Genomic DNA, 22,180 nt, shown 5'->3' with positions numbered 1-22,180 from the left:
CCTCCTAGCCTTGTTGCCGGCCCAGCCGGCCGGGCGCCAGCCAGCCTGCGGCCAGCAGCACGCTGATGCAGACGGCTGAAATGACGGCAACCAGCAGGTTGGCCGCATCGTCCTGCCCGGCCTGCACCGCTTCGTAGACGGCGATCGACAACGTCTGCGTTTTGCCGGGTATGCTGCCGGCCACCATCAAGGTGGCGCCGAACTCGCCCAGCGCCCGGGCAAAGGCCAGCAGTACGCCGGCCAGAATGCCGCGCCAGGCCAGCGGCACCGTCACGCGCCAGAACACGGCCATATTGCTGCAGCCCAGCACCCGCGCCGCCTGCTCCAGCTGGCCGTCTACCGCCTCGAACGCGGCGCGTGCCGGCTTGAACACCAGCGGAAAAGCCACCACGGTTGCCGCCAGCACCGCCCCTTGCCAGGTAAAGATCAGCAGGATGTCGTACTGCGCCAGCCAGCGCCCCAGCGGGCCGTGCCGGCCCAGCAACACCAGCAGGTAGTAGCCCAGCACCGTGGGCGGCAACACCATCGGCAGCGTCAGCAGCGTATCCAGCACGTTACGCCCTGGAAAGCGGCCACGCGCCAGTAGCCAGCCCACGGCGGTGCCCAGCAGCGTGGCCAGCAGGCTGGCCCAGCCGGCAACCTTGAGCGACAGCCACAACGGTGACCACAGTGCGTCCAGTGCGGCCATGGCTCAGGGCTTCAGAAAGCCGTAACGCGCCAGGATGGCCTGCCCGGCCGGCGACAGGATGAAGGCGACAAAGCGGCTGGCTTGCGCAGGGTTGGCCGCGGCCGTGGTGGTAGCCAGCGGATAGCGGATGCTCTGCTGCAGCGGCACGCGGAAGGCGACCGTCACCTTGCCCGGCACCAGCGCCGCATCGGTGGCGTACACGAAACCGGCATCGACCTCCCCCCGGGCAACGTAGTCCAGCGACTGGCGCACGTTGAGGGTATTCACCGCCTTGGCGTTCACCTGCGGCCACAGTTTGGCGGCCTCCAGCGCGTCTTGCGCGTAGCGCCCTACCGGCACACTGGCCGGGTTGCCGATGGCGACCCGGGTGACGGCAGGCAGGGTCAGGTCTTTCAGGCTGCGCAGCACGAGCTGGCTACCGGCCGGCTGCACCAACAGCAGCGTGTTACGGGCAAAATCACGGCGGCTGGCCGCCACTACCAGGCCCTGGGCCTGCGCCTGATCCATGGTTTCCTGATCGGCCGAGGCGAACACGTCCACCGGTGCGCCTTTGGCCATCTGCTGCAGCAAGGCACCGGATGCGGCGGTATTCAGCAGCACCTTGCTGCCGGGGTGTTGCGCCTCGAAGGCCTGGGCCGCCTCCTTGAAGGCGTTCCCCAGGCTGGCAGCGGCAGAGACAGTGATGTCGCCGGCAGCGGCAACGACGCTATTGCACAGCAAGAACAGCGCAATGCAGAACGGGCGGGCAATGGTGGGCATGTGCTTCCCTTGGCCAATTGGCAAAGCGCTATATAAGCATGTATATAGCGCAAGCTCAATACACCTTTAGGCCTACGCCGCCCCCCGCCGTTAGCCCGGCAGTCTAGGCCTGCGTCGCCGTGGCCAAGCGGATGCCGAACGCGACAAACACCGCACCGGTCAGGCGATCCAGCCACCGGATGACGCGCGGCTGCCGCAGCCAGCGGCCCAGCGACGCGGTAGCGGCGATCAGCACAGCAAACCACAGCAAAGTCAACAGCACATGCAGGCAGGCGAGAAAGAAGGTGTACCACGCTACGTTGGCCGCAGCCGGTACGAACTGCGGCAGGAAGGTGACGTAGAACACGCCCACCTTGGGGTTCAGCAGATTGGTCAGCAAGCCGCGGCGAAAAGCGGCGCTACCCGCCGTGGCCTCATCCGCCCCCGGCACCGGCGGCTGTCGCCGAGCCAGCAGCAGCCTGCCACCCTGCCATAGCAGGTAAGCGGCCCCGGCCCACTTCAGTACGCTGTAGGCCAGCTCGGACGCGCGCAACAGCGCACCAAGACCAATCGCCACCGCCGCGCCCCATACCAGGCAACCCAGGGCTATGCCGGCAGCGGCCAGCGCCGCCGCCCGACGGCCACTCACCGCGGCACTGCGCAGCACCATGGCGGTATCGACACCGGGCGTGATGGCAAGGATGGTGGCCGCCACAACAAAGGCCAGCAGCAGGGGAAGGTCGGTCATGGTCGCTCCGCAGGAAGGTGCAAGCAGGAGTCAGCATGATGCTGCCGCCGACAGGAGTCGGCAAGGTTGGCCGCACGACAAGTACAATGTAAAAAGCCCAGCCAAGAGGCTGGGCTTTTTGACAGGAATTCCTGGTAGGCCGTGCGGGACTCGAACCTGCGACCAACGGATTAAAAGTCCGCTGCTCTACCAACTGAGCTAACGACCCGTCCTTGAGAGAAAGCGACTATACGCCCGTGGCTTTTTTGCGTCAAGCTTTTTTTACAGAAATCTGCATTTAACCCTATCCGGGAACCCTTGGCCGCCAGGCGCAGACTCATTTCATGACAATGGCGCCACGCTGTCCACAACCCAGCCCAGGTAGGCCGGCAAGCCGGTTTCCACCGGTAGCGCCACGATTTCCGGCACCTCGTACGGGTGCAGCTCTTGGATTTTGGCCTGAAGCGCCGCATATTGAGCGGATGTGGTCTTGATCAGCAGCGGAATCTCGCTGGCGCTTTCGGTCTGGCCCTGCCAGCGGTACACCGACTGGCACGGGGCCAGTATATTGACGCAAGCGGCCAGCTGCGCCTCTACCAATACCGTGGCCATCTGCGTGGCCAGTGCCGCATCCGGCACATTGCACACTACGATTAACACTTTCATGCGGATATCCGTTTCATGCGTGGATTACTGATTCTGTTCCTGCTGTACCCGTTTCTGGAGATGTACTCGCTGTTTGCGCTGGCCGACCACATCGGTGGCGGCTGGACGCTGGCCTGGGTCATCGTCACCTTCCTGCTGGGCAGCGCGCTGATGCGCAACAGCAAACTGGGCGGCCTGCTAACGCTGGCTGGCACGCTGCGCGAGGGCAAGGTTTCGCTGTTTTCGCTGCTGTGGCCACTGCGCGTGATGCTAGCCGGCCTGCTGCTGGCCATCCCCGGCCTGGTCAGCGACGTGCTGGCCATCATCCTGATGCTGCCGTGGAAAGGCCCCAAACTGGCAGACCTCAACATGAACCAGCCGTTCGGCCAGGGCGGCGAGCAACCGTTCCAACACCAGCCTGGTGGCGAGCAGGGTGACATCATCGAAGGCGAGTACGAACACGTACAGCGCCCGGCGCCGGACGACCGTCGCCTGCACTGAGGCACAGGCCGTGCTGCGGCTACTGCGGCAACAACATGGCCAGCGCGGCGGCGGCATCCAGCCCGTCTACCGCCACGATCTTGTGGCGATTGCGCTCGCCGCTCAGCAGGGTTACCGCCTTGCGGGGTACGCCCAGATAGTCGGCCAACCAGCGCAGCAGTTCGGCGTTGGCCTTGCCTTCTACCGGCGGCGCGGCCAAGCGGATCTTCAGCGCCTCGCCGTGCTCGCCCGCCACTTCGCTCTTGCGTGCACCGGGCTGAACGTGCAAGGTTAGGCGTATGCCGGTCGGCTGAACGGTTAACCAGGTTTTCATCGGGCACCTTCGTACAAAAGGTGCATTGTAAATCGACCAGACTCACTTCACGGGAGTATCACCATGGATATCGGCATTTCCGAACAGGATCGCGCCCGCATCGCAGAAGGCCTGTCCCGCCTGCTGGCAGACAGCTACACGCTGTACCTGAAAACCCACTTCTTCCACTGGAACGTCACCGGCCCGATGTTCCAGACCCTGCACCTGATGTTCGAGGCGCAATACAACGAGCTGGCGCTGGCGGTAGACCAGGTAGCAGAGCGCATCCGCGCGCTGGGCCACGTGGCGCCGGGCAGCTACGCCGACTACGCGCGTCTGACGTCCATCAGCGAAAGCCAGGGCGTACCGAAGGCGCAAGACATGATCCGCGAGCTGGTACAAGGCCACGAAACCGTGTGTCGCACCGCGCGTTCGCTGTTCCCGCTGGCCGACGCCGCCAGCGATGAACCCACCGCCGACCTGCTGACTCAACGCCTGCAAGTACACGAAAAAACCGCCTGGATGCTGCGCAGCCTGCTGGAAAGCTAAGGCCTTGGCGGGCGTGCTACACTCCTTGCAGGAGTCTGCCATGCCCGCACCCCGTCATTTCACCCCCGCACCGGCCGCGGGGGACCGATCCCTGTTCAAGGTCGCGATCCTCGTATCGTTGGCCTTGCACCTGCTTTTGCTGGCCAGTGCCAGCGGCCTGCTGCCGCCGATCGCCCTGCCCCCGTTACCGCACAGCACACTGCAGCTTACCCTGCTGAAAACGCCACCGTCGGCACCGCCGGTACGCGCCGAAGTGTTGGCCCAGCATGACAGCAACGGCGGCAGCCAGATCACCGCCAGCCTCGACGATCCGCCGCAGCCGGCGCCGGACACCCTACAACCCCGCGCCACCCTGGCCAGCCGCCAGGCGGCACCGACCCCAGTACCCAGCCAGCAGGCGACCCCGCCCGACACCCGCCAGCACGCGCGGCTCGGCGCCGCTGCCGTCGGCGTCAGCTGGGCCGGCTACGTGGAAAACTGGCGCCGCCGCGTCGAAAGCATCGGCAACCGCCACTATCCGGCAGAAGCCCGCGCCCGCGGCCTGTACGGCAGCCTGGAGCTGGTGGTGGTATTGCGCGATACCGGCGAGTTGCTGGACGTGCGCGTCGCCCGCAGTTCCGGCAATGCCTTGCTGGACAACGCCGCCATCAACATTGTGCGCATGGGCGCACCCTACCCGCCGTTTCCGGCCAAGCTGGCGCAAGAGTACGCGTCGCTGGAAGTCGTGAGAAAATGGTCGTTTACCACGGCACACCGCCTGGACGGCAGCTCGTAACGGCTGCCGCATGCCATTCGAGGACCCGCTATGTACGAAGTGAACCGCAGCATCGCCATCCTGAAACCGCGCCAGCCCTTTCTGGACTGGCTGAAAAACCTGCCTGGCAGCCTGGATGGCCAGCTGGAGCTGGCGCAATTGCGCGGCGACTGCAACGCGCTGCTGATTCCGGCCGCCGACGACTACGCCAGCGCCGAAGACTTTGTCCGCCAGCACTACCGCACCCTGTTCAGCGCCGAACTGGCCGACTGGTGCGACGACGACGCCTTCTGGCCCGAGCTGAGCCCGGCGCTGTTTAGCGAATGGTTCGACGTAGAAATCCACTCGGTGCTGACCGACCTGGTCGACCAGCCGCTGGAGCGCGAAGCCTTCATTCCGCTGGACCTGGACCACAACTAAAACAGGCCGGCACCCTGCCGCAGCGCCCGCTGCGGCCAACCTTTCCACACGAGGGGAAACATGCAGCACATTACCAAGATCAAGGTACGCGGCTACCACCTGGACCTGTACCAGCACGTCAATAACGCCCGCTATCTGGAGTTTCTGGAAGAAGCCCGCTGGACCTACTTCGAAGAACGCGCCGACCTGCCCGCCTTCCTGGCCTCCGGTGTGGCCCTGATTGTGGTGAACATCAATATCGATTATCGTCACCCCGCCACCATGAACGACGAGCTGGCCATCGCCACCTCGGTGAAGTCGGTGGGCAATCGCAGCGCCGTCATCCACCAGCGCGTGACGCTGGATGGCAGCGACACCCTGGTGGCCGAGGCCGATGTCACCTTCGTGGCCTTTGACGGCAAGCAAAACAAGTCGGTGCCCATTGAAGGCAAACTGCGGGAACTTCTGGAAGGCCTGCAGCACCAAGCCTGACCTGCCGGGCCGCCTGCGCGGCCCTCTGTAACGGATTTAGCACGATGAAGCTGAAACACACCCTGACCATCCTGGCGCTTGGCGCCGCCACCCTGCTGAGCGGCTGTTCGTTCACCGACGCCGCACCAGCGGTGAGCTACACCAGCCTTAGCGGCCAGCAAGCCAGCACCGACAGCCTGAAAGGCAAAGTGGTGCTGGTGAATTTCTGGGCCACCAGCTGCAGTGGCTGCATGGCGGAGATGCCCAAGATGGTGGCCACCCACCAGAAGTACGCCAAGCAGGGCTACGAAATGGTGGCGGTGGCGATGAGCTACGACCCGCCCAACTACGTGCAGGCCTACGTCAACGACAAGCAGCTACCGTTCTTCGTTACCCTGGACAAAGACGGCAGCATTGCCAAGGCCTATGGTGAGATCCAGCTGACCCCCACCAGCATCCTAATCGACAAGCAGGGCAATATCGTCAAACGCTACGTGGGCGAACCGGATTTCAACGAACTACACCAGTTGATCGAGCAGCAACTGAAAGCCTGATCCGTCGCTATAATGAAAAAACCGCCTCCCAAGGGAAGCGGTTTTTTATGGGTGCAGCCTAACGTTGGCCGCATACCGGGCAATCCGGGTCACGCGGCACCCTAAGCTGGCGGAAGCTGCCGTCTAGCGCCTCGTACAGCGTCAGCTGCCCCAGCGCCGGGCGGCGCCCTGCCAGCAGCTTGACCGCCTCTACCGCCTGCAGGCTGCCGATCACCCCCACCAGCGGCGCCAGCACGCCAAAAGTGGCACACGGCCCGTCGCTGGCCTCGCCCTCCTCTGGAAACAGGCAGTGATAGCACGGCGACGCCCCATCCCGCACATCGTACACCGCCAGTTGGCCGCTAAAACGCACTGCCGCACCCGATACCAGCGGCACCCGGGCTGCGACGCAAGCGCGATTGATAGCGTGGCGGGTGGCAAAATTGTCGCTGCAGTCCAGCACCAGATCGTGCGCCGCCACCTCGGCGGCCAAGCTGTCGCCCGCCAGGCGCTCGTTCAGCAGCCGCAATTGCACGTCGGGGTTGATCGCTGACAAGCGGGCCGCCGCCGACACCACTTTGGGCTGCCCCAGCGTCTGCATGTCGTGAATGACCTGGCGCTGCAGATTGGTCAGCTCCACCGTATCGTCATCCACAAGCGTCAGCTGGCCGACACCGGCACTGGCCAGATACAGCAAGGCCGGTGCGCCCAGACCGCCGGCGCCCACTACCAGCACGCGGGACGCCAGCAAGCGCTGCTGGCCTTCGATATCGATTTCCGGCAGCAGAATGTGCCGGCTGTAGCGCAACAGCGCGCTGTCGTTGAGTTCTTGCGTCATCAGTCAAAACGGCCGCTTGCGCGGCCGTTGGGCTAGCGCCACTAGGCGCAGTGATCCAGGCAGGCTTACTCTTCTGCCACCTTGCGGCTGAACTTGACGCCCAGCTGCTTCAGCTTGCGGTACAGGTGGGTGCGTTCCAGGCCCACTTTCTGCGCCACGCGGCTCATATTGCCGTTCTCGAGCACGATGTGGTACTCGAAGTAACGCCGCTCCAGCTGCTCGCGCAGTTCGCGCAGCGGCAGGCTGAAATCGAAACCGGTTTCTTCCACCGGCTTTTCGTGGCGGAACTGCGCCAGCACCTTGTTCACCTCGGCCGCATCGATATCGTCAGACTCGGCGGTCAGGCCCAGGCTCTTGATGATGCTGCGCAGTTGCTCCAGGTTACCCGGCCAGTCGTACTGGCGCATGGCATTCAGCGCCGCCGTGGTCAGCCGACGGGTCGGCATCTGCTTGGACTCGATCAGCTCGTGCAGGATCTGCTCGGCAATCAGCGTGATGTCTTCGGCGTGCTCGCGCAGCGGCGGAATCGGTACGATCACGCTGGACAGCGCGGTCAGCATGCGGTTGTCGCACTCCGGGTCGACCAGCAGCTCTTGCAGCGGCCGGCTACAAGAACACACCAAACGCACGTTGAAGCGGTCGAGCTTGGACAGCAGGAACAGCAAGCCCTGCTGCGTACGACGGTTGTACTGGCCGATCTCGGGCAGGAACAGCACGCCGTTATTGGCCTTCTGCAGCAGCTCCAACGGCGCATCGGCCAGTTGCTCCAGCTTGGCTGGCGTTACCCACGGCGTATTGCCGTGATGAAAAAAGCGGGCGACCAGCTCGAAGCCGACGCCCGGTTCACCGGTTAGCAGCACCGGCGACTTCACCTTGGACACGCGTTCCAGCTGTCGCTTCAGCTCCTGCACCGGCAGGCTCTTGCCCAGCTTGTCCAGGTTCAGCGAGGTATTGGCCTGCATGTCCCCGTATTTGAGGGCACGCTGGACGGTGGTCAGCAGTTTTTGCAGTGCAATCGGTTTTTCGAGGAAATCGAACGCCCCGATACGGGTGGCTTCAACGGCGGTATCGATGCTGGCATGGCCAGACATCATTACTACCGGCATATTGAGCTGGCCGGATTTGGCCCACTCCTTCAGCAAGGTTACGCCATCGCAATCGGGCATCCAGATATCGAGCAGCACAAGGGCCGGTCGGGTCTGGTTCCGCAATTGGCGGGCAACTTCGGCATTCTCGGCCAGTGCGACGGTAAAACCCTCGTCCTGCAAGATTTCCGAGAGCAACTCCCGGATACCGATCTCGTCATCAACAATCAGAATATCGCTGCTTCGCATTAAGCCTCCAGCAATGGCAGGGTGAGATGGATCCGCGCACCGCCACTGTCTGCATTGGCCAGATGAATCTGGCCGTGGTGTTCCTCCACTATTTTCTTCACCACAGCAAGGCCCAGGCCAGTTCCTTTCGCCTTACTGGTTACGTAAGGCTCGAAAGCTCGAGGCAGAATGTCTGCACTGAACCCGGCGCCGTTGTCCTGTACACAGACGAGCGCGTTCCTTCCTTCTAGTCGGCTGCTAATTTGAATCATCGGGATGCTAGCGTCAAGGACTGCATCTTGGGCGTTCTGCAGCAGATTGTGCAAAACCTGGCGCAGTAAGGCCGCGTCGCCCATGAAACGCAAGGCTTCCGGACTCAAATCCACTCTCAGGGCAGGGTTACCCTCGTACAGGGTCAATACCTCGCGGATCAGCTCGTTCAGCTCCAGCGGCACCAGTTTGGTCCGCGGCGCCCGCGCATAATCGCGGAAGGCATCCACCATGCCCTTCAAGGCCGTTACCTGTTTGACGATGGTGTCGGTAGCGCGGCGCAACATGTCCGCATCCGCCCCTTCCAGCTTGTCGCCCAGTTTCATGGCCAGCCTTTCGGCGGACAACTGGATGGGCGTCAGCGGGTTGCGGATTTCGTGTGCCAGACGCTTGGCTACCTCACCCCAGGCCGCGTCGCGCTGCGCGCGCGCCAGCTCGGTAATGTCGTCAAACACCACAACATAGCCGGTAGCGGACTGCTCTGGCAATACCGCGCCCCGCGCCACCAGCTGGCGGCTACCCTGCGGCCCCATGTAATCCACCTGCTGCTGCCAGTCGTGCGGGCTGGCATTGGCGGCTTCGCGCAGGATGGTATCGACCAACGGCGACATCTCCGGCCGCAGCGCTGGCCAGACCTGGATCTCGTGCTCGGCCAGCTCGGCGAAGTCCACGCCCAGGATGCGGCCGGCACTGGTGTTGGCAGCACGCAGGTTCCAGTTGCTGTCGAATGCCATCACGCCGGCCGACAGGTTGGCCAGGATACTTTCCAGGTACAGCTTGCCCGACTCCAGCAGGCGGCGGTTTTCCTCGGCACTGTGGCGGGCTTCTTCCAGCTGCTGCGTCATGCGGTTGAACATGGTAGTGAGAATGCCCAGCTCGTCCTTGCGGTATACCGGGTGGCGCTTGGAAAAGTCGCCCTGCGCCACGGCGCGGGTACCGGCGGCCAACTCGGACAGCGGTGCCGACAGGCGTTCGGAGATGAACAGCGCAAAGGCCAGTGCTGCGGTGAGCGCCAGCAGGAACACCAGCGCCAGCGTCAGCATGTAGAAGGTTTTCAGGCCGTCGCGCGCCAATACCAGCTGGCGGTAGTCGGTGCGCGCGTCTTCGATCAGCTCGGCATCACGGGCGATATCGGATGGCGCCGGCTGGATCACCTGCAGGATCAGCAACTCGCCGCTGATGAAGCTGCGGTACGGCAGCAGCACCTTCAGCATCAGCCCGCTACGGGCGTCGTTGTCGATGCTCTCGTGCGTCTTGCGCAAGGCCAGCGAGCGCAGCAGTTCGTAGTCTGGCGCGCGCGGCAGGTAGCGAGTGTCGTCGGGGCCGGCAAAGCTCACCAGCTGGCCCTGGCGGGTATAGACCGCTACCTCCTCCACACCCAGCTGCTCACGCAGCCGTGACAGCCGGCTGTTGAGTTCGCGCTCGCTCTGGTCGGCCACGTCGTTGGCGATCACGCGCGCCTTACGCGAGACGTCGGTCAGTACGTAACCCAGCGCGTTCTTGCCCAGCTCCAGGCCGCGGTCCAGCGCGGTTTCCACCTGCACGTTGAACCAGCTTTCGATACTGCGGGTAAGAAACTGCGCCGAGACGGTGAACACCAGCATGCCCGGCAGCAGCGCCACCACGGCAAACATCAACACCATCTTCTGGGTGAGTTTGGCGCCAAACTCGCGGCTCTTGACGCGGCGGCGCAGGCGCAGCAGCTGGCGCACCACCACGCCCACCAGGCCGGCGAGCCCGAGGACGTTGAGGCCGAATACCCACCAGTAGTACTCAGCCAGTTTGGACGTATTGCCGGTAGAAATGGCCAGCAAGTACAGCAACACGACACCGAAGGCCGCGGCGATAACCGGGTAACGCATCAGTTGGCCACCTCCGGCGCCACGGTGATCCAGTCCGACGCCAGCGTCCAGTCACGCGAGCCCAGCGCGTTGAGCTGGAACGGCCGTGGCAGCTGGCCGATATCCAGCGCCAACCGTACCCGGCCACGCAGTGCCTGCTGCTTGTCGGCATCCCAGTCGGACACGTCCATCACGCGCCAGCCGGCAATGGCGCCAACCGCGGACAAGGCTTCCGCCAGCGAACCGTAATTGCTGGCCAGGCCGCCGATCACCACCCGGTAGCGATTGGTCAGCCGGTAGTACACCAGTTTGAAATCCAGGCTGGCGGTCGGCTCGAACAGGTTTTTAACCTGTTGCCACCAGGCGGTGCTACGCGGCCGGGTCAGTTCGAAGGTGAGCTGGAAGCTCAAGGGCACCCCTTGCTGTACCGCGTCCTGTAACGGCGCGGGCAAGGTGGTATGAAAGCGGGTGGACAGGGTCAGCGCCCCGTCCTCCACCCGGGCGTGTACACGCCGGGCGGCGATATCCTCCGAGGCCTGCGCCGTCGGCAGCGACAGCAGGCAGGCCAGCAGCAGGATCAGCGCAACGCTAAGCCTTTTTGACCAGCAGCGCGTAGTAGAAGCCGTCATGTTCCGAGGTGGGCAGCAGTTGTTCGTCTTTCACCAGTTTGGCATCGGCGTGGCGTGCCAGGAAGGCGTCCACTTGCTGACGGTTTTCTTCCGGCATGATGGAGCAGGTGGCGTATAGCAGCTTGCCCCCCACCGCCAGCGTGGGCCACAGCGCGTCCACCATCGCCGCCTGCTGTTTGCCCAGCGCGGCAAAGTCGTCAGGGCGACGCAGCCATTTGATATCGGGGTGGCGACGCACCACGCCGCTGGCCGAACACGGCACGTCGGCCAGGATGCGGTCGAACGGCTGGCCGTCCCACCAGGCCGCCGGGTTGGCCGCATCGGCCGCTTTCAGCGTGGCGCTCAGGCCCAGGCGCTGCAGGTTGTCCTGCACGCGCTGCAGGCGCTCGGCGTCCACATCCAGCGCGGTCAGCTCGACCTTGGCCAGCTCCAGCATATGGCCGGTTTTGCCACCCGGTGCGGCGCAAGCGTCCAGCACGCGCTGGCCGTCTGCCAGGTCCAGCAACAGCGCCGCTTTCTGGGCGCCGAAATCCTGTACCGATACCACGCCGTCGGCAAAGCCCGGCAGGTCGCGCACATTGCACGGGCTGTCCAGCAGTACCGCCTGGCCGTGCAGCGCACGGGCCTTGATGTCCTGCTCGGCCAGCATGGCCACGTAGGCGTCGGCCGTCATGCGGCCAACGTTGACGCGCAGCGTCATCGGCGGGCGGCGGTTGGACATGTCCAGCACCGATGCCCACTGCGTCGGGTAGGCGGCGCGCAGGCGTTGCACCCACCAACGCGGGTGGTTGTAGCGCGCTTCCTTGTCGGCGGCGGCATCGGCCAGCAGCGCGTCCTTGTTGCGCAGGAAGTTGCGCAGCGTGCCGTTGACCAGGCCTTTCAGGCGGCCCAGCGCGATGTCCTGCGCGCAGCGCACCGCCTGGTCGACCACCGCGTACGGGGCGGCACGGGTATGCGCCAGCTGGTACAGCGCCACCAGCAGCAGGCGCTCGATATCGTCGGACGGCAGGCGCTTGGGCACCAGCTGGCGCAGGATGAAGCGCAGCTGGCCCAAATGACGCAAGGTGCCGTAGCCGATGTCCTGCAAGGCGCCCCGCTCACCGGCGCTCAGCTCGGTGCTGCGCTGGGCGGCGGCCAACGCTTCGGTAAGGGTACGGCCTTCTTCGACACGCGCGATCAAACCGGCGGCCAATTCCTGAATACGATGCATGCTGTAGGGGTCTTTCCAATAAAACCGGCCACCGTCCGCAACGGACGGTGGCCGCAAGTCGATTTAAGGCTGAATGATACCGTCTCAGACGCCGCTGCGGGCAATCTCCTGCAAGCGCGCGATGCGCTCTTCGGTATGCGGGTGGGTGCGGAACAGGCTGCTGATGCCACCACCGCCGGATAGCGGGTTGATGATCATCATTTGCGCCGTTTCCGGGTGCGCTTCGGCCGCCGGCATGGTGCGGTACTGCGCGTAGTACTCGATCTTCTGCAGCGCGGCAGCCAGTGCCAGCGGGTCGCCGCTGATCTCGGCCCCGCCGCGGTCGGCTTCGAATTCGCGCGCCCGCGAGATGGCCATCTGGATCAGGCTGGCCGCCAGCGGCGCCAGGATGGCCACCGCGATGGCGGCGATCGGGTTCACCGGGCGCCCTTCCTCGTCACGGCCACCGAAGAACATGGCGAAGTTGGCCAGCGCCGAGATGGCACCCGCCATGGTGGCGCTGACGGTGGAGATCAGCGTGTCGCGGTGCTTCACGTGGGCCAGCTCGTGCGCCATCACCCCGCGCAGCTCGCGGTAGTCCAGCATGCGCATGATGCCGGTGGTGGCGGCGACGGCAGCGTGCTCGGGGCTGCGGCCGGTGGCAAAGGCATTGGGCTGCTCTTCGTGGATGACGTACACGCGCGGCATCGGCATGTTGGCGCGCTGCGCCAGCTCGGCCACCATGCCGTACAACTCGGGGGCGCTTTGGGCGTCCACTTCCTGGGCGTTGTACATGCGCAACACCATCTGGTCGGAATTCCAGTACGCGTACACATTCATGGCACCGCCCAGCAGCAGCGCGATCAGCATGCCGGTCTTGCCGCCCATCATGCCGCCCATCACCACGAACAGCGCCATGATGGCGGCCATCAGCAGCGTGGTCTTGAACCAGTTGAAACCACCCATGGCGTACTCCTTTCTCGGGTCTGTCACAGACTATGGGGACGGCGGCGCGCCAGCTCAAGCCCCCAATACGGTACCGGCCAGCGCCGGACGGCCGGCGATGAAATCGCGCGCGGCCAACCTTTTGCCACCGGCTGCCTGTAGTTGCGTCAATACAACAAGCCCGCTGCCGCTACCCACCACCACGCCGTCGGCATCGGCACGGACTACCTGCCCTGCCGGCGCCTGGCCGTCGATGGCGTGGGCGTGCCACAGCTTCAGCGCCTCGCCGGCCAGCAGGGTGTGCGCCCCCGGTGCCGGGTTGTAGGCGCGGATGGCGCGGGCGATATCGGCCGCCGGCAGCTGCCAGTCGACGCGGGCCTCTTCCTTGCTGAGCTTGGCGGCGTAGGTCACGCCGTCTTCCGGCTGTTTGACCGCCGGGCAGGCGTCGAGTGCCGCCAGCGTGCTCACGATGGCGTCGGCGCCCAGTGCGGCCAACTTGTCGTGCAGGCTGGCCGCCGTATCGTCAGCCGTAATCGGCAGCGGGTGTACCGACAGCATGTCGCCGGTGTCCAGCCCCACGTCCATCTGCATGATGGTGATGCCGGTTTCGGCATCGTCGGCCAGGATGGCGCGCTGGATCGGCGCCGCACCGCGCCAGCGCGGCAGCAGCGAGGCGTGGATGTTCAGGCAGCCGCGCGCCGGCATGTCCAGCACCGCCTTGGGCAGCAGCAGGCCGTAGGCGGCCACCACCATCACCTCGGCGCCCACGTCGGCCACCAGCGCTTGTGCTTCCGGCGTTTTCAGCGTCAGCGGCTGTTCCACGCGCAGGCCGTGTTGCAGCGCCAGTTCTTTCACCGGGCTGGGCTTGAGCTTCATGCCACGGCCGGCCGGGCGGTCCGGCTGGGTCAGCACCAGCGGAATGTCATGGCCAGCGTCGATCAGCGCTTGCAGCGCCTGGGCAGCGAAAACCGGCGTACCGGCAAAAATCAGTTTCATCGGGTGTTCCTGGCAATGCAAAAGGGGCACCTGCGTGCCCCGGGTAGCGAATGGGCAGCCAGACGGCTACCGTGCTTACATGTTCTGGCGTTCGCGCTTCTTGAGCTTGGTCTTGATGCGGTTCTGCTTCATTTCGGACAGGTACTCGACGAATACCTTGCCGTCGAGGTGATCCACTTCGTGCTGCAGGCAGATCGCCAGCAGGCCGTCGGCGTCCAGCTCGTAAAACTCGCCCTTGGTGTTCTGCGCACGCAGTTTGACGCGCTCGGCACGGGTAACCTTGTCGTAGACGCCGGGTACCGACAGGCATCCTTCTTCGTACACGGTTTCGCCGTCCTTCTGCAGGAACTCGGGGTTGATCACCACCAGCGGTGCCGATTTGTCTTCCGACACATCGATGACAATCAGACGGTAGTGGTAGTCCACCTGGGTGGCGGCCAGGCCGATGCCCTTGGCTTCGTGCATGGTCTCGAACATATCATCCACCTGCTTTTGCAGCGCGGCGTCGAACGAGGTCACCGGGGCGGCCACCTTGTGCAGGCGCGGATCGGGGTAGTGCAGGATATTGAGCAGTGCCATGATGCGAACAGATTTCCAGTTGTGGGATGGCGACAGGCAGAATGATAATGTTGCCGACATCCGGTTAGCCGTTTTCTCAAGTGCCGGTCAAATGGGGTCACTTTTTGATGTTTAAACCTATTATATCGCTACTCTTGGCCCTTGGCCTGTCTGTCCCCGCCGTGGCCGATACGCTGGCCCTGCGCGAGGACGCGCCGCAACGCTATGTGGTGAAGCGGGGCGATACGCTGTGGGACATCTCCGCCAAATATCTGAAATCGCCGTGGAAATGGCCACAGCTATGGCACATGAACCAGGAGGAGATTCGCAATCCGCACCTGATTTTCCCCGGTGAAACCCTGGTGCTGGACATGGTAGACGGCCAACCGGTGTTGCGTCGTGAAGGCACCCGCGAGGTAAAACTGTCGCCCCGCGTGCGTACCGAGCAACTGGATGCCGCCATCAACACCATCCCGGCCAGAATGATCGAGCCGTTCCTGGCGCGGCCGCTGTTGCTGGACGACCCGGCCGAATATACCAAGGCACCACGCATCGTGGCCGGCCAGGACAAGCGCGTCATTCTGTCTGGCACCGACATTGCCTATGCACAGGGCCTGGATGCCGGCGGCACCTGGCAATCGTACCGCTTGGGCCGTACCCTCAGTGACCCCGACACCAAGGAAGTGCTGGGCTACGAGCTGACCTACGGTGGCGAGTTGAACGTGAAAAAACTGGACAGCATCAGCACGCTGATCGTGACCAAAACCGCCGAGGAAGTGCTGGTGGGCGACCGCCTGATGAAGCGCAACCAGGGCCCGGTGCTGCAGTACGTACCGCACGAAGCGCCGGAAACGCTGCAGGGCAAGGTCATCAGCGCCTATAACGGCGTCAACGAAATCGGGCAGAACTACAACGTGGTGATCAACCGCGGCCTGCGCGACGGCGTGGAAGTCGGCCATGTCTTCGGCATCTACCGTGCCCCGCGCATGATCGAGCTGGCGCCCAAACAGATGGCACCGCTGCCTACCGAACAAGTGGGGCAGCTGATTGTGTACCGCGTGTTCAACAAGGCAGCCTACGCCTTGGTTGTCGCCGCCACGCAGCCGGTGATCGTGGGCGACCGCATCGCCAAACCGGAATGAGCGAGGCACAACACGACTGGCTGCGGCTGGCGCTGTCACCCGGCATCGGGCCGCAGCGCTTTTTGCAGCTGATCCAGCGCTTTGGCAGTGCCGGTGCCGCGCTGGCGGCCAACCGCAGCCAGCTGGCCGGCATCCTCGACGGCGAGGCAATCGATACCCTGGGTAGCGAACTGGCGCAGCAAAGTGCCGACGCGGCGCTGGCGTGGGCGCAGCTGCCCGGCTGCAGCCTGCTAACCCTGAACGACGACGACTACCCCTGCCAGCTGGCCGAAGCCGGCGCGGCACCGCCGTTGCTGTTTGCCCGCGGCCGGCGCGAGCTGCTGGCCACCCCGATGCTGGCCATCGTCGGCAGCCGCAACGCCACGCCACAAGGCGAAGAGCACGCCCGCACCTTTGCCCGCAGGTTGGCCGCACAGGGCTACACCATCGTCAGCGGTCTGGCTGGCGGTATCGACGCCGCCGCCCACGAAGGCGCACTGCAAGCCGGCGGCCATACCATCGCCGTGATCGGCACCGGCATCGACCGCGTCTACCCGGCCAGCAACCGCCAACTGGCGCACCAGATTGCCGAGCAGGGCTTGATCCTGTCCGAGTTTGCGCTGGGCATGGGCCCGCTGGCGCAGCACTTTCCACGCCGTAACCGCATCATCGCCGGCCTGTCGCGCGGCTGCCTGGTGGTAGAAGCCACCTTGCAAAGCGGCTCGCTGATCACCGCACGTCAGGCGCTGGAAGCCGGACGCGAGGTGATGGCCATCCCCGGCTCCATCCTTAACCCGCAAGCTCGGGGCTGCCACCGTCTGATCAAGGAAGGCGCCCGTTTGGTGGAAACCGTAGACGACGTACTGGACGAAATCGGCCGCCCGGCGGCACCGCCACCGCCCGCCACCACCGTTGACGCCCCGCGCGATGCAAGCCACAACCGCGCCGCCCGCCTTGCTCACCCGCAGCAGGCTGTCATGGACGCCATCGGTTACGATCCGGTAGACGCCGACATGCTGGGCGCCCGACTCGGGTTGACGCCGGGGGAGGTTTACGCGATGCTTCTCGAGCTCGAACTCCTCGGCCATGTCGACAGCATGCCAGGCGGGCGTTACCAACGCCGGGCCCCAGCCCCCTAGCCCTTACAACAAAACGATTCCTATAGATGTTTGACGTTCTCGCCTTTTTGCTTGAAGAATTCAATGACCCTGATCATTGCCCCCCGCGTGATGACCTGGGTCGCCAGTTGGCGGCTGCCGGTTTCGAAAACGACGAAATCAGCGATGCCCTCGACTGGCTGGACGGCCTGAACGAGCTGAACGAAGGTGCCTATCTGGGTGCCAACGAAGGCAGCGGCCTGCGCGTATTCCATGATTACGAAGTGTCACGCTTGCCCTGCGACGTGCGCGGTCTGATTGTGTTCCTGGAATCCAACGGCGCGCTGTCGCCGGCGCAGCGAGAGATGCTGATCGACCGCCTGCTGGCCATGCCGGACGACGAGATCACGCTGCCTACCGCCAAGCTGGCCGCCCTGATGGTGTTGTGGGCGCAGCGTGCAGAACTACCGGTACTGGTGGGCGAAGACCTGCTGTCCGCCCTGCACGGCGAACCCACCATGCAATGAAACCGCGCTGCGCGCCATCAAGGTTGGCCGCAGCGTGTTGACTCGACAAGAGCGCAAAACCTTGCGCTCTTGTTTTGTTTGATGAATACACAATATGTCGCGCCACGTGGCGTGCTACCGAAAACAAAGCAGACATGCCCTCCAGTCTCCTGATCGTCGAATCGCCGTCCAAGGCGAAAACGCTGAAAAAATATCTGGGCCCAGACTTCGAAGTCCTGGCCTCCTACGGTCACGTCCGCGACCTGGTGCCGAAAAACGGCGCCGTGGACCCGGAAAAAGACTTCGCGATGAAGTACCAGCTGATTGCGCGCAACAGCAAGCACGTGGACGCCATCGTCGAGGCCGTGGGCAAGGTGGACCATGTCTACCTGGCAACTGACCCGGACCGCGAAGGCGAAGCCATTTCCTGGCACCTGGTGGAAATCCTCAACAAGAAAAAGCTGTTGAAGGACCGTACCGCACAGCGCGTGGTGTTCCACGAGATCACCAAAAACGCGGTACTGGAAGCCATTGCCAACCCGCGTGCCATCGCACAAGACCTGGTAGACGCGCAGCAGGCACGCCGCGCGCTGGACTACCTGGTGGGCTTCAATCTGTCGCCGCTGCTGTGGAAGAAGATCCGCCGCGGCCTGTCCGCCGGCCGCGTACAAAGCCCGGCGCTGCGCCTGATCTGCGAACGTGAAAACGAGATCAAGGCCTTCGTCGAGCAGGAGTACTGGACCGTCCACCTGGACAGCCACAAGAGCCGCACCAAGTTCAGCGCCAAGCTGACCCAGTTTGCCGGCAAAAAGCTGGAGCAGTTCGACATCCCCAACGAGGCGGAACAAAGCCGCATCTTGGGCTTGCTGGCCGGCCACGACGCCAGCGTCGCCAGCATCGAGAAGAAAAAGAAATCGCGCAGCCCTGCCGCGCCGTTCACTACCTCGACGCTGCAACAGGAAGCCGTGCGCAAGCTGGGCATGACCACCGACCGCACCATGCGGACCGCGCAGCAGCTGTACGAAGGTATCGATATCGGCCAGGGTACCGTCGGTCTGATCACCTATATGCGTACCGACTCGGTGGCGCTCGCCAATGAAGCGGTAGAAGAAATCCGCGGCTATATCGGCGAACGCTTTGACGCCGAGCACCTGCCGAAGAACGCCGTCAGCTACAAGAACAAATCCAAGAATGCCCAGGAAGCGCACGAGGCAATCCGCCCCACGTCCATCCTGCGCACGCCGGAGTCGGTAAAGCCGTTCCTGACCACCGACCAGTTCAAGCTGTACGACATGATCTGGAAACGTACGCTGGCCTGCCAGATGGCGCCGGCCAAGTTCGACACTACCAGCATCGACATCCACGTCGGCCAGGGCGTCTTCCGCGCCAGCGGCCAGGTACTGGTGTTTGCCGGCTTCCTGTCGGTGTACGAAGAAGACGTCGATGACGCCGAAGACGAGGAAAACGCCAAGCTGCCGCTGCTGACCGAAGGCGAAAGCCTGCCGGTAGACAAACTGTACGGCGAACAGCACTTTACCCAGCCGCCGCCACGCTTCTCCGAAGCCAGCCTGGTGAAAGCGCTGGAAGAATTCGGCATCGGCCGGCCGTCTACCTACGCCAGCATCATCTCCACGCTGAAGGACCGCGAATACGTCATCATCGACAAGAAGCGCTTCTTCCCCACCGATACCGGCGACATCGTCAACAAGTTCCTCACCGAACACTTCGCCCAGTACGTGGACTACAACTTCACCGCCAAGCTGGAAAACCAGCTGGATGAAATTGCCAGCGGCAGCCGGCAGTGGGTACCGGTGATGGATAGCTTCTGGAAAGGCTTTTCCAAGCAGATCACCGAAAAAGAAGGCATTTCCCGCGCCGAAGTCACCACCGAAAGCCTGGACGAAGCCTGCCCGAAGTGCAGCAAACCGCTGTCGATCAAGTTCGGCAAACGCGGCCGCTTCATCGCCTGCACCGGCTACCCTGATTGCGACTACACCCGCAACGTAGGCGAAACCGCCGAGCAAGCCGCCGCCGAAGCGGAAGCACCGACCGTCATCGAAGACCGCACCTGCCCGGAGTGCGGCGGCGAGCTGCACATCAAGAAAGGGCGTTTTGGCAAGTTCATCGGCTGCGCCAACTATCCGAAGTGCAAGCACATCGAACCGCTGGAAAAACCGCGCGATACCGGCGTGCAGTGCCCGGAATGCAAGACCGGCAGCCTGATCGAACGCAAGAGCCGTTACGGCAAGCTGTTCTACAGCTGCAATACCTACCCCAAGTGCAAATACGCTACCTGGAACCCGCCGATCGCCGAGCCCTGCCCCAAGTGCAACTGGCCTATCCTGACGCTGAAGACCACCAAGCGTCGCGGTACCGAAAAAGTGTGCCCGCAGAAAGAATGCGGCTACGCCGAGCAGATTGCGCCGCCGGAAGGCAAGGCCGAGGCCTGAGCCTGAACAGCAAGACAGTCACTATCGTCGTTCACCAACGCCAGCCTACGGGCTGGCGTTTTTGTTTGCTGCCCGCGTGCATTTCACGCCAGACAGATAGCTAAACACCTGATTTCATTCTGAAATCATGGCAAAAAATCACTATCATTCACACCGCAGTCGCCCGCCACAGGCCAACAGGCCAGGCAACCCTTACCGGGCTTGCCAGACGGACGCCCTACCGGGCTAAAGCGCGCCCGTCAGTCGCGCCACACATCAGATCAAGGCGCCCTATCCGGGCATGCCTGCGGATACACCCATCATGAAAAGCCATTTCTTATTCACGGGCGGCAGTGTGCTTGCCGTCGTTTTTGCCATTGGCGGCGCATGGCCGCTACTGTCTGTTTCCTTCCTGGTGATGATGGCCGCCATCTGGCTGGCCGACCGCGAGCAGATTGCCGAACTGGCGCCGGCCACGCTGGCAATGTTTGTGCAGGAAGATCGCCCGCTACTGCCGCTGGACTACTTTCACGGCAGCCAGCTGTTGTGGTACCAAGCCGGCACCCCGGTATACCGCATCCTGCAAGCGCGGGACTCCACCTGGGAACTGGTCGGCAAGGAAGGTGAAGTGCCGCAGGAACGCGGCATGATCCGTGTGTTTCCCGGCCTGCTGTACCGCCGCCAGGCCCCGGGCAGCGAGGGCCAAGTGTGACGATTTACCCCTATCGAAACAAATAAACCAGCACCAAGGCATTTAAAGAAGACCTCGCCCCCCTCCCATAATGGCTCTCACAGCGCCACCCCGGCGCCCGGGAACCACCTTGGGAGAACGCCATGCTCGCCCGCCTTTTCAAACCCGCCGGTCCAACACTGAATGACGTGGCCGCCGAACTGGAAACCCTGCTTCACCTGCCTGCCACCCCAGCAGGGGACCCCATGCAACGCTACCGGGTCATCGTGACAGCACTCTCCTGGCAACAGCACGAATTGGCCAAGCTACAGCAAGCGCTGGAGAGCAGCCTGCAACGCCAGCAACGGCTGCAGTCCGAGCTCAGCCGGGAACAACAACGTCTGTATGAGCGCATGGAGCTGATGCAGGAAGCCACGGCCGACGGGCTGTGGGACATGGAGCTGACACCGGAACGGCCGCTGGGGGACGACTACCCGTTCTGGTGGTCGCAAGTTTTCCGCCGCATGCTGGGTTTCCAGGATGAACGCGATTTTCCCGACGTGCTGGGTAGCTGGTCGTCCCGCCTGCATCCCGAAGATCGCGACAAAACGCTAGCGGCGTTCCAGCGCCACCTGTACGACACCAGTGGCCAGACACCATACGACGTCATCTATCGTCTGCAGTTGAAATGCGGAGAATACCGCTGGTTTCGTGCACGGGGCGAAACCAAGCGCGATGCCCTGGGCCGGCCGCTGCGCGTTGCCGGCGCACTCACTGATATCCAGCAGCAACGCGAACAGGAACAAGCGTTGCAGACCACGATGACCCGCTTCGAACTGGCTACCGCCATGCTATCGGACGGGCTGTGGGACATGGAAGTCATCGCCGGCGACCCGGTCAATGCGGCCAACCCGTTCTGGTGGTCGGACCAGTTCCGGCACCTGCTGGGCTTCAGTGACGAACACGACTTCCCCAACGTGCTGGACAGCTGGGCATCGCGACTGCACCCGGAAGACCGCGAGCGGGTGTTTACCGCCTTCAAGGCGCACCTGATGGATCGCAGCGGCGATACCCCCTACGATATCGACTACCGGCTGATGCTGAAAAACGGGGAGTACCGCTGGTTTCGCGCCAAGGGGCAAACGCGGCGGGCCGCCGACGGCACCCCGTTACGCGTGGTGGGCGCGCTGACAGATATCGATGCGCTGAAGATGCAAGCCACACTGCATCAGCGCGAGCAAGCGCACCTGCAGCGGGTGCGGGACAACTACCGGCAGGTAGAAGCGCTGGTGGCCATCATCCGCGACATATCGGATCAGACCAACCTGCTGGCACTGAACGCCGCCATCGAAGCAGCCAGAGTAGGCGAAAGCGGGCGCGGCTTTGCGGTGGTGGCCGACGAAGTACGCAAATTGGCCGAGCGCACCCAGCAAGCCACCAGCCATATCGCCGCCCTGTCCAACGATAGCCAGCGCGAGTAA

Annotated in this window: 25 protein-coding genes and 1 tRNA gene; 12 read left to right on the top strand and 14 right to left on the bottom strand. The window is 63.7% G+C overall.

From position 1 onward, the window contains the following. Positions 1 to 4: 4 nt before the first annotated feature. The 5 genes from modB to cutA form a co-directional block, all read right to left on the bottom strand. Positions 5 to 688, bottom strand: a complete 684-nt coding sequence (gene modB, locus FLQ03_RS05790; protein ID WP_206210873.1) for a molybdate ABC transporter permease subunit — start codon at positions 686 to 688, stop codon at positions 5 to 7. 3 nt (positions 689 to 691) lie between these two features. Beyond that, a complete protein-coding gene (gene modA, locus FLQ03_RS05785; protein ID WP_144372332.1) occupies positions 692 to 1,447 on the bottom strand; it encodes a molybdate ABC transporter substrate-binding protein in 756 nt (251 codons plus the stop codon). A 103-nt stretch (positions 1,448 to 1,550) separates the two neighbouring features. Next, a complete protein-coding gene (locus tag FLQ03_RS05780; protein ID WP_144372331.1) occupies positions 1,551 to 2,174 on the bottom strand; it encodes a LysE family translocator in 624 nt (207 codons plus the stop codon). 132 nt (positions 2,175 to 2,306) lie between these two features. Then, positions 2,307 to 2,382: transfer RNA gene (locus tag FLQ03_RS05775), tRNA-Lys, on the bottom strand. Positions 2,383 to 2,495: 113 nt separating this feature from the next. Continuing rightward, a complete protein-coding gene (cutA, locus tag FLQ03_RS05770; protein ID WP_144372330.1) occupies positions 2,496 to 2,819 on the bottom strand; it encodes a divalent-cation tolerance protein CutA in 324 nt (107 codons plus the stop codon). A 15-nt stretch (positions 2,820 to 2,834) separates the two neighbouring features. Here cutA and FLQ03_RS05765 point away from each other — a divergent pair, with 15 nt between their 5' ends. Beyond that, the gene (locus FLQ03_RS05765; protein ID WP_144372329.1) at positions 2,835 to 3,299 is read left to right on the top strand and encodes an FxsA family protein; all 465 of its coding nucleotides are present in this window, start codon (positions 2,835 to 2,837) and stop codon (positions 3,297 to 3,299) included. A 19-nt stretch (positions 3,300 to 3,318) separates the two neighbouring features. Here the strand turns inward: FLQ03_RS05765 and FLQ03_RS05760 are convergent, their stop codons facing one another. Then, the gene (locus FLQ03_RS05760) at positions 3,319 to 3,612 is read right to left on the bottom strand and encodes a DUF167 domain-containing protein (protein WP_144372328.1); all 294 of its coding nucleotides are present in this window, start codon (positions 3,610 to 3,612) and stop codon (positions 3,319 to 3,321) included. Between the two features lie 63 nt (positions 3,613 to 3,675). On the opposite strand from FLQ03_RS05760, the gene FLQ03_RS05755 reads away from it, so the two are divergent. Genes FLQ03_RS05755 through FLQ03_RS05735 form a run of 5 tightly spaced genes read left to right on the top strand, consistent with a single transcriptional unit; the run spans position 3,676 to position 6,318 of the window. Next, the gene (locus tag FLQ03_RS05755; protein ID WP_144372327.1) at positions 3,676 to 4,140 is read left to right on the top strand and encodes a Dps family protein; all 465 of its coding nucleotides are present in this window, start codon (positions 3,676 to 3,678) and stop codon (positions 4,138 to 4,140) included. 40 nt (positions 4,141 to 4,180) lie between these two features. Continuing rightward, positions 4,181 to 4,915 (top strand): energy transducer TonB, encoded by a 735-nt coding sequence (locus FLQ03_RS05750; RefSeq protein WP_144372326.1) that lies wholly within the window; start codon positions 4,181 to 4,183, stop codon positions 4,913 to 4,915. Between the two features lie 30 nt (positions 4,916 to 4,945). Further along, positions 4,946 to 5,314 (top strand): VacJ, encoded by a 369-nt coding sequence (locus tag FLQ03_RS05745; protein WP_144372325.1) that lies wholly within the window; start codon positions 4,946 to 4,948, stop codon positions 5,312 to 5,314. Between the two features lie 60 nt (positions 5,315 to 5,374). Then, positions 5,375 to 5,785 carry an acyl-CoA thioesterase gene (locus FLQ03_RS05740; RefSeq protein ID WP_144372324.1) on the top strand — a complete coding sequence of 137 codons (411 nt, stop codon included), beginning with the start codon at positions 5,375 to 5,377 and terminating at the stop codon, positions 5,783 to 5,785. A 44-nt stretch (positions 5,786 to 5,829) separates the two neighbouring features. After that, complete coding sequence (locus FLQ03_RS05735; protein WP_144372323.1) at positions 5,830 to 6,318, top strand: TlpA disulfide reductase family protein; 489 nt, start codon at positions 5,830 to 5,832, stop codon at positions 6,316 to 6,318. A gap of 58 nt (positions 6,319 to 6,376) precedes the next feature. Here FLQ03_RS05735 and FLQ03_RS05730 read toward each other — a convergent pair whose 3' ends face one another. The 8 genes from FLQ03_RS05730 to def all read right to left on the bottom strand — a co-directional run bounded on the left by FLQ03_RS05730 (position 6,377) and on the right by def (position 14,897). Continuing rightward, a complete protein-coding gene (locus FLQ03_RS05730) occupies positions 6,377 to 7,135 on the bottom strand; it encodes a HesA/MoeB/ThiF family protein (RefSeq protein WP_144372322.1) in 759 nt (252 codons plus the stop codon). A gap of 65 nt (positions 7,136 to 7,200) precedes the next feature. Beyond that, positions 7,201 to 8,469, bottom strand: a complete 1,269-nt coding sequence (locus FLQ03_RS05725) for a sigma-54-dependent transcriptional regulator (protein ID WP_144372321.1) — start codon at positions 8,467 to 8,469, stop codon at positions 7,201 to 7,203. Then, positions 8,469 to 10,580 carry a sensor histidine kinase gene (locus FLQ03_RS05720; RefSeq protein ID WP_144372320.1) on the bottom strand — a complete coding sequence of 704 codons (2,112 nt, stop codon included), beginning with the start codon at positions 10,578 to 10,580 and terminating at the stop codon, positions 8,469 to 8,471. Before FLQ03_RS05720 ends, FLQ03_RS05725 begins: the two co-directional genes overlap by 1 nt. Next, complete coding sequence (locus FLQ03_RS05715; protein ID WP_144372319.1) at positions 10,580 to 11,188, bottom strand: DUF4390 domain-containing protein; 609 nt, start codon at positions 11,186 to 11,188, stop codon at positions 10,580 to 10,582. Before FLQ03_RS05715 ends, FLQ03_RS05720 begins: the two co-directional genes overlap by 1 nt. Beyond that, on the bottom strand, positions 11,148 to 12,398 hold the full coding sequence (gene rsmB, locus FLQ03_RS05710) for a 16S rRNA (cytosine(967)-C(5))-methyltransferase RsmB (RefSeq protein WP_144372318.1): 1,251 nt from the start codon (positions 12,396 to 12,398) through the stop codon (positions 11,148 to 11,150). Before rsmB ends, FLQ03_RS05715 begins: the two co-directional genes overlap by 41 nt. A gap of 84 nt (positions 12,399 to 12,482) precedes the next feature. After that, entirely contained in the window at positions 12,483 to 13,343 is an 861-nt protein-coding gene (gene htpX, locus FLQ03_RS05705; RefSeq protein ID WP_144372317.1) for a zinc metalloprotease HtpX, read from the bottom strand. 54 nt (positions 13,344 to 13,397) lie between these two features. Next, positions 13,398 to 14,318 (bottom strand): methionyl-tRNA formyltransferase, encoded by a 921-nt coding sequence (gene fmt / locus FLQ03_RS05700; protein WP_144372316.1) that lies wholly within the window; start codon positions 14,316 to 14,318, stop codon positions 13,398 to 13,400. A 75-nt stretch (positions 14,319 to 14,393) separates the two neighbouring features. After that, the gene (gene def / locus FLQ03_RS05695) at positions 14,394 to 14,897 is read right to left on the bottom strand and encodes a peptide deformylase (RefSeq protein WP_144372315.1); all 504 of its coding nucleotides are present in this window, start codon (positions 14,895 to 14,897) and stop codon (positions 14,394 to 14,396) included. A 107-nt stretch (positions 14,898 to 15,004) separates the two neighbouring features. Between def and FLQ03_RS05690 the strand changes: the two genes are divergently transcribed. The 6 genes from FLQ03_RS05690 to FLQ03_RS19540 all read left to right on the top strand — a co-directional run bounded on the left by FLQ03_RS05690 (position 15,005) and on the right by FLQ03_RS19540 (position 22,180). Continuing rightward, positions 15,005 to 16,018, top strand: coding sequence for a LysM peptidoglycan-binding domain-containing protein (locus FLQ03_RS05690; protein WP_144372314.1), 1,014 nt, complete (start codon positions 15,005 to 15,007; stop codon positions 16,016 to 16,018). Continuing rightward, positions 16,015 to 17,136 carry a DNA-processing protein DprA gene (gene dprA, locus FLQ03_RS05685; protein WP_144372313.1) on the top strand — a complete coding sequence of 374 codons (1,122 nt, stop codon included), beginning with the start codon at positions 16,015 to 16,017 and terminating at the stop codon, positions 17,134 to 17,136. Before FLQ03_RS05690 ends, dprA begins: the two co-directional genes overlap by 4 nt. Positions 17,137 to 17,162: 26 nt before the next feature. Next, positions 17,163 to 17,621 carry a Smg family protein gene (locus FLQ03_RS05680; protein ID WP_144372312.1) on the top strand — a complete coding sequence of 153 codons (459 nt, stop codon included), beginning with the start codon at positions 17,163 to 17,165 and terminating at the stop codon, positions 17,619 to 17,621. A gap of 134 nt (positions 17,622 to 17,755) precedes the next feature. Further along, the gene (topA, locus tag FLQ03_RS05675) at positions 17,756 to 20,050 is read left to right on the top strand and encodes a type I DNA topoisomerase (protein WP_144372311.1); all 2,295 of its coding nucleotides are present in this window, start codon (positions 17,756 to 17,758) and stop codon (positions 20,048 to 20,050) included. Positions 20,051 to 20,384: 334 nt separating this feature from the next. Then, a complete protein-coding gene (locus FLQ03_RS05670; RefSeq protein ID WP_240802206.1) occupies positions 20,385 to 20,741 on the top strand; it encodes a hypothetical protein in 357 nt (118 codons plus the stop codon). Between the two features lie 122 nt (positions 20,742 to 20,863). Continuing rightward, the gene (locus tag FLQ03_RS19540) at positions 20,864 to 22,180 is read left to right on the top strand and encodes a methyl-accepting chemotaxis protein (protein ID WP_144372309.1); all 1,317 of its coding nucleotides are present in this window, start codon (positions 20,864 to 20,866) and stop codon (positions 22,178 to 22,180) included.

It is taken from the genome of Vogesella urethralis (genome assembly GCF_007644045.2).
Lineage (GTDB): Bacteria > Pseudomonadota > Gammaproteobacteria > Burkholderiales > Chromobacteriaceae > Vogesella > Vogesella urethralis.
Note: the sequence above shows the minus strand (reverse complement) of the source record. Positions and strands in the feature narration are given on the sequence as shown.

Coding starts and splice junctions, on each gene's coding strand:
- FLQ03_RS05680 (WP_144372312.1), top strand. CDS start 17,163: ATGTTTGACGTTCTCGCCTTTTTGCTTGAAGAATTCAATGACCCTGAT.
- FLQ03_RS05755 (WP_144372327.1), top strand. CDS start 3,676: ATGGATATCGGCATTTCCGAACAGGATCGCGCCCGCATCGCAGAAGGC.
- FLQ03_RS05780 (WP_144372331.1), bottom strand. CDS start 2,174: ATGACCGACCTTCCCCTGCTGCTGGCCTTTGTTGTGGCGGCCACCATC.
- cutA (WP_144372330.1), bottom strand. CDS start 2,819: ATGAAAGTGTTAATCGTAGTGTGCAATGTGCCGGATGCGGCACTGGCC.
- topA (WP_144372311.1), top strand. CDS start 17,756: ATGCCCTCCAGTCTCCTGATCGTCGAATCGCCGTCCAAGGCGAAAACG.
- htpX (WP_144372317.1), bottom strand. CDS start 13,343: ATGGGTGGTTTCAACTGGTTCAAGACCACGCTGCTGATGGCCGCCATC.
- FLQ03_RS05730 (WP_144372322.1), bottom strand. CDS start 7,135: ATGACGCAAGAACTCAACGACAGCGCGCTGTTGCGCTACAGCCGGCAC.
- FLQ03_RS05735 (WP_144372323.1), top strand. CDS start 5,830: ATGAAGCTGAAACACACCCTGACCATCCTGGCGCTTGGCGCCGCCACC.
- dprA (WP_144372313.1), top strand. CDS start 16,015: ATGAGCGAGGCACAACACGACTGGCTGCGGCTGGCGCTGTCACCCGGC.
- FLQ03_RS05690 (WP_144372314.1), top strand. CDS start 15,005: ATGTTTAAACCTATTATATCGCTACTCTTGGCCCTTGGCCTGTCTGTC.
- fmt (WP_144372316.1), bottom strand. CDS start 14,318: ATGAAACTGATTTTTGCCGGTACGCCGGTTTTCGCTGCCCAGGCGCTG.
- def (WP_144372315.1), bottom strand. CDS start 14,897: ATGGCACTGCTCAATATCCTGCACTACCCCGATCCGCGCCTGCACAAG.
- FLQ03_RS05750 (WP_144372326.1), top strand. CDS start 4,181: ATGCCCGCACCCCGTCATTTCACCCCCGCACCGGCCGCGGGGGACCGA.
- modB (WP_206210873.1), bottom strand. CDS start 688: ATGGCCGCACTGGACGCACTGTGGTCACCGTTGTGGCTGTCGCTCAAG.
- FLQ03_RS19540 (WP_144372309.1), top strand. CDS start 20,864: ATGCTCGCCCGCCTTTTCAAACCCGCCGGTCCAACACTGAATGACGTG.
- FLQ03_RS05760 (WP_144372328.1), bottom strand. CDS start 3,612: ATGAAAACCTGGTTAACCGTTCAGCCGACCGGCATACGCCTAACCTTG.
- modA (WP_144372332.1), bottom strand. CDS start 1,447: ATGCCCACCATTGCCCGCCCGTTCTGCATTGCGCTGTTCTTGCTGTGC.
- FLQ03_RS05745 (WP_144372325.1), top strand. CDS start 4,946: ATGTACGAAGTGAACCGCAGCATCGCCATCCTGAAACCGCGCCAGCCC.
- FLQ03_RS05740 (WP_144372324.1), top strand. CDS start 5,375: ATGCAGCACATTACCAAGATCAAGGTACGCGGCTACCACCTGGACCTG.
- FLQ03_RS05720 (WP_144372320.1), bottom strand. CDS start 10,580: ATGCGTTACCCGGTTATCGCCGCGGCCTTCGGTGTCGTGTTGCTGTAC.
- FLQ03_RS05765 (WP_144372329.1), top strand. CDS start 2,835: ATGCGTGGATTACTGATTCTGTTCCTGCTGTACCCGTTTCTGGAGATG.
- rsmB (WP_144372318.1), bottom strand. CDS start 12,398: ATGCATCGTATTCAGGAATTGGCCGCCGGTTTGATCGCGCGTGTCGAA.
- FLQ03_RS05725 (WP_144372321.1), bottom strand. CDS start 8,469: ATGCGAAGCAGCGATATTCTGATTGTTGATGACGAGATCGGTATCCGG.
- FLQ03_RS05715 (WP_144372319.1), bottom strand. CDS start 11,188: ATGACGGCTTCTACTACGCGCTGCTGGTCAAAAAGGCTTAGCGTTGCG.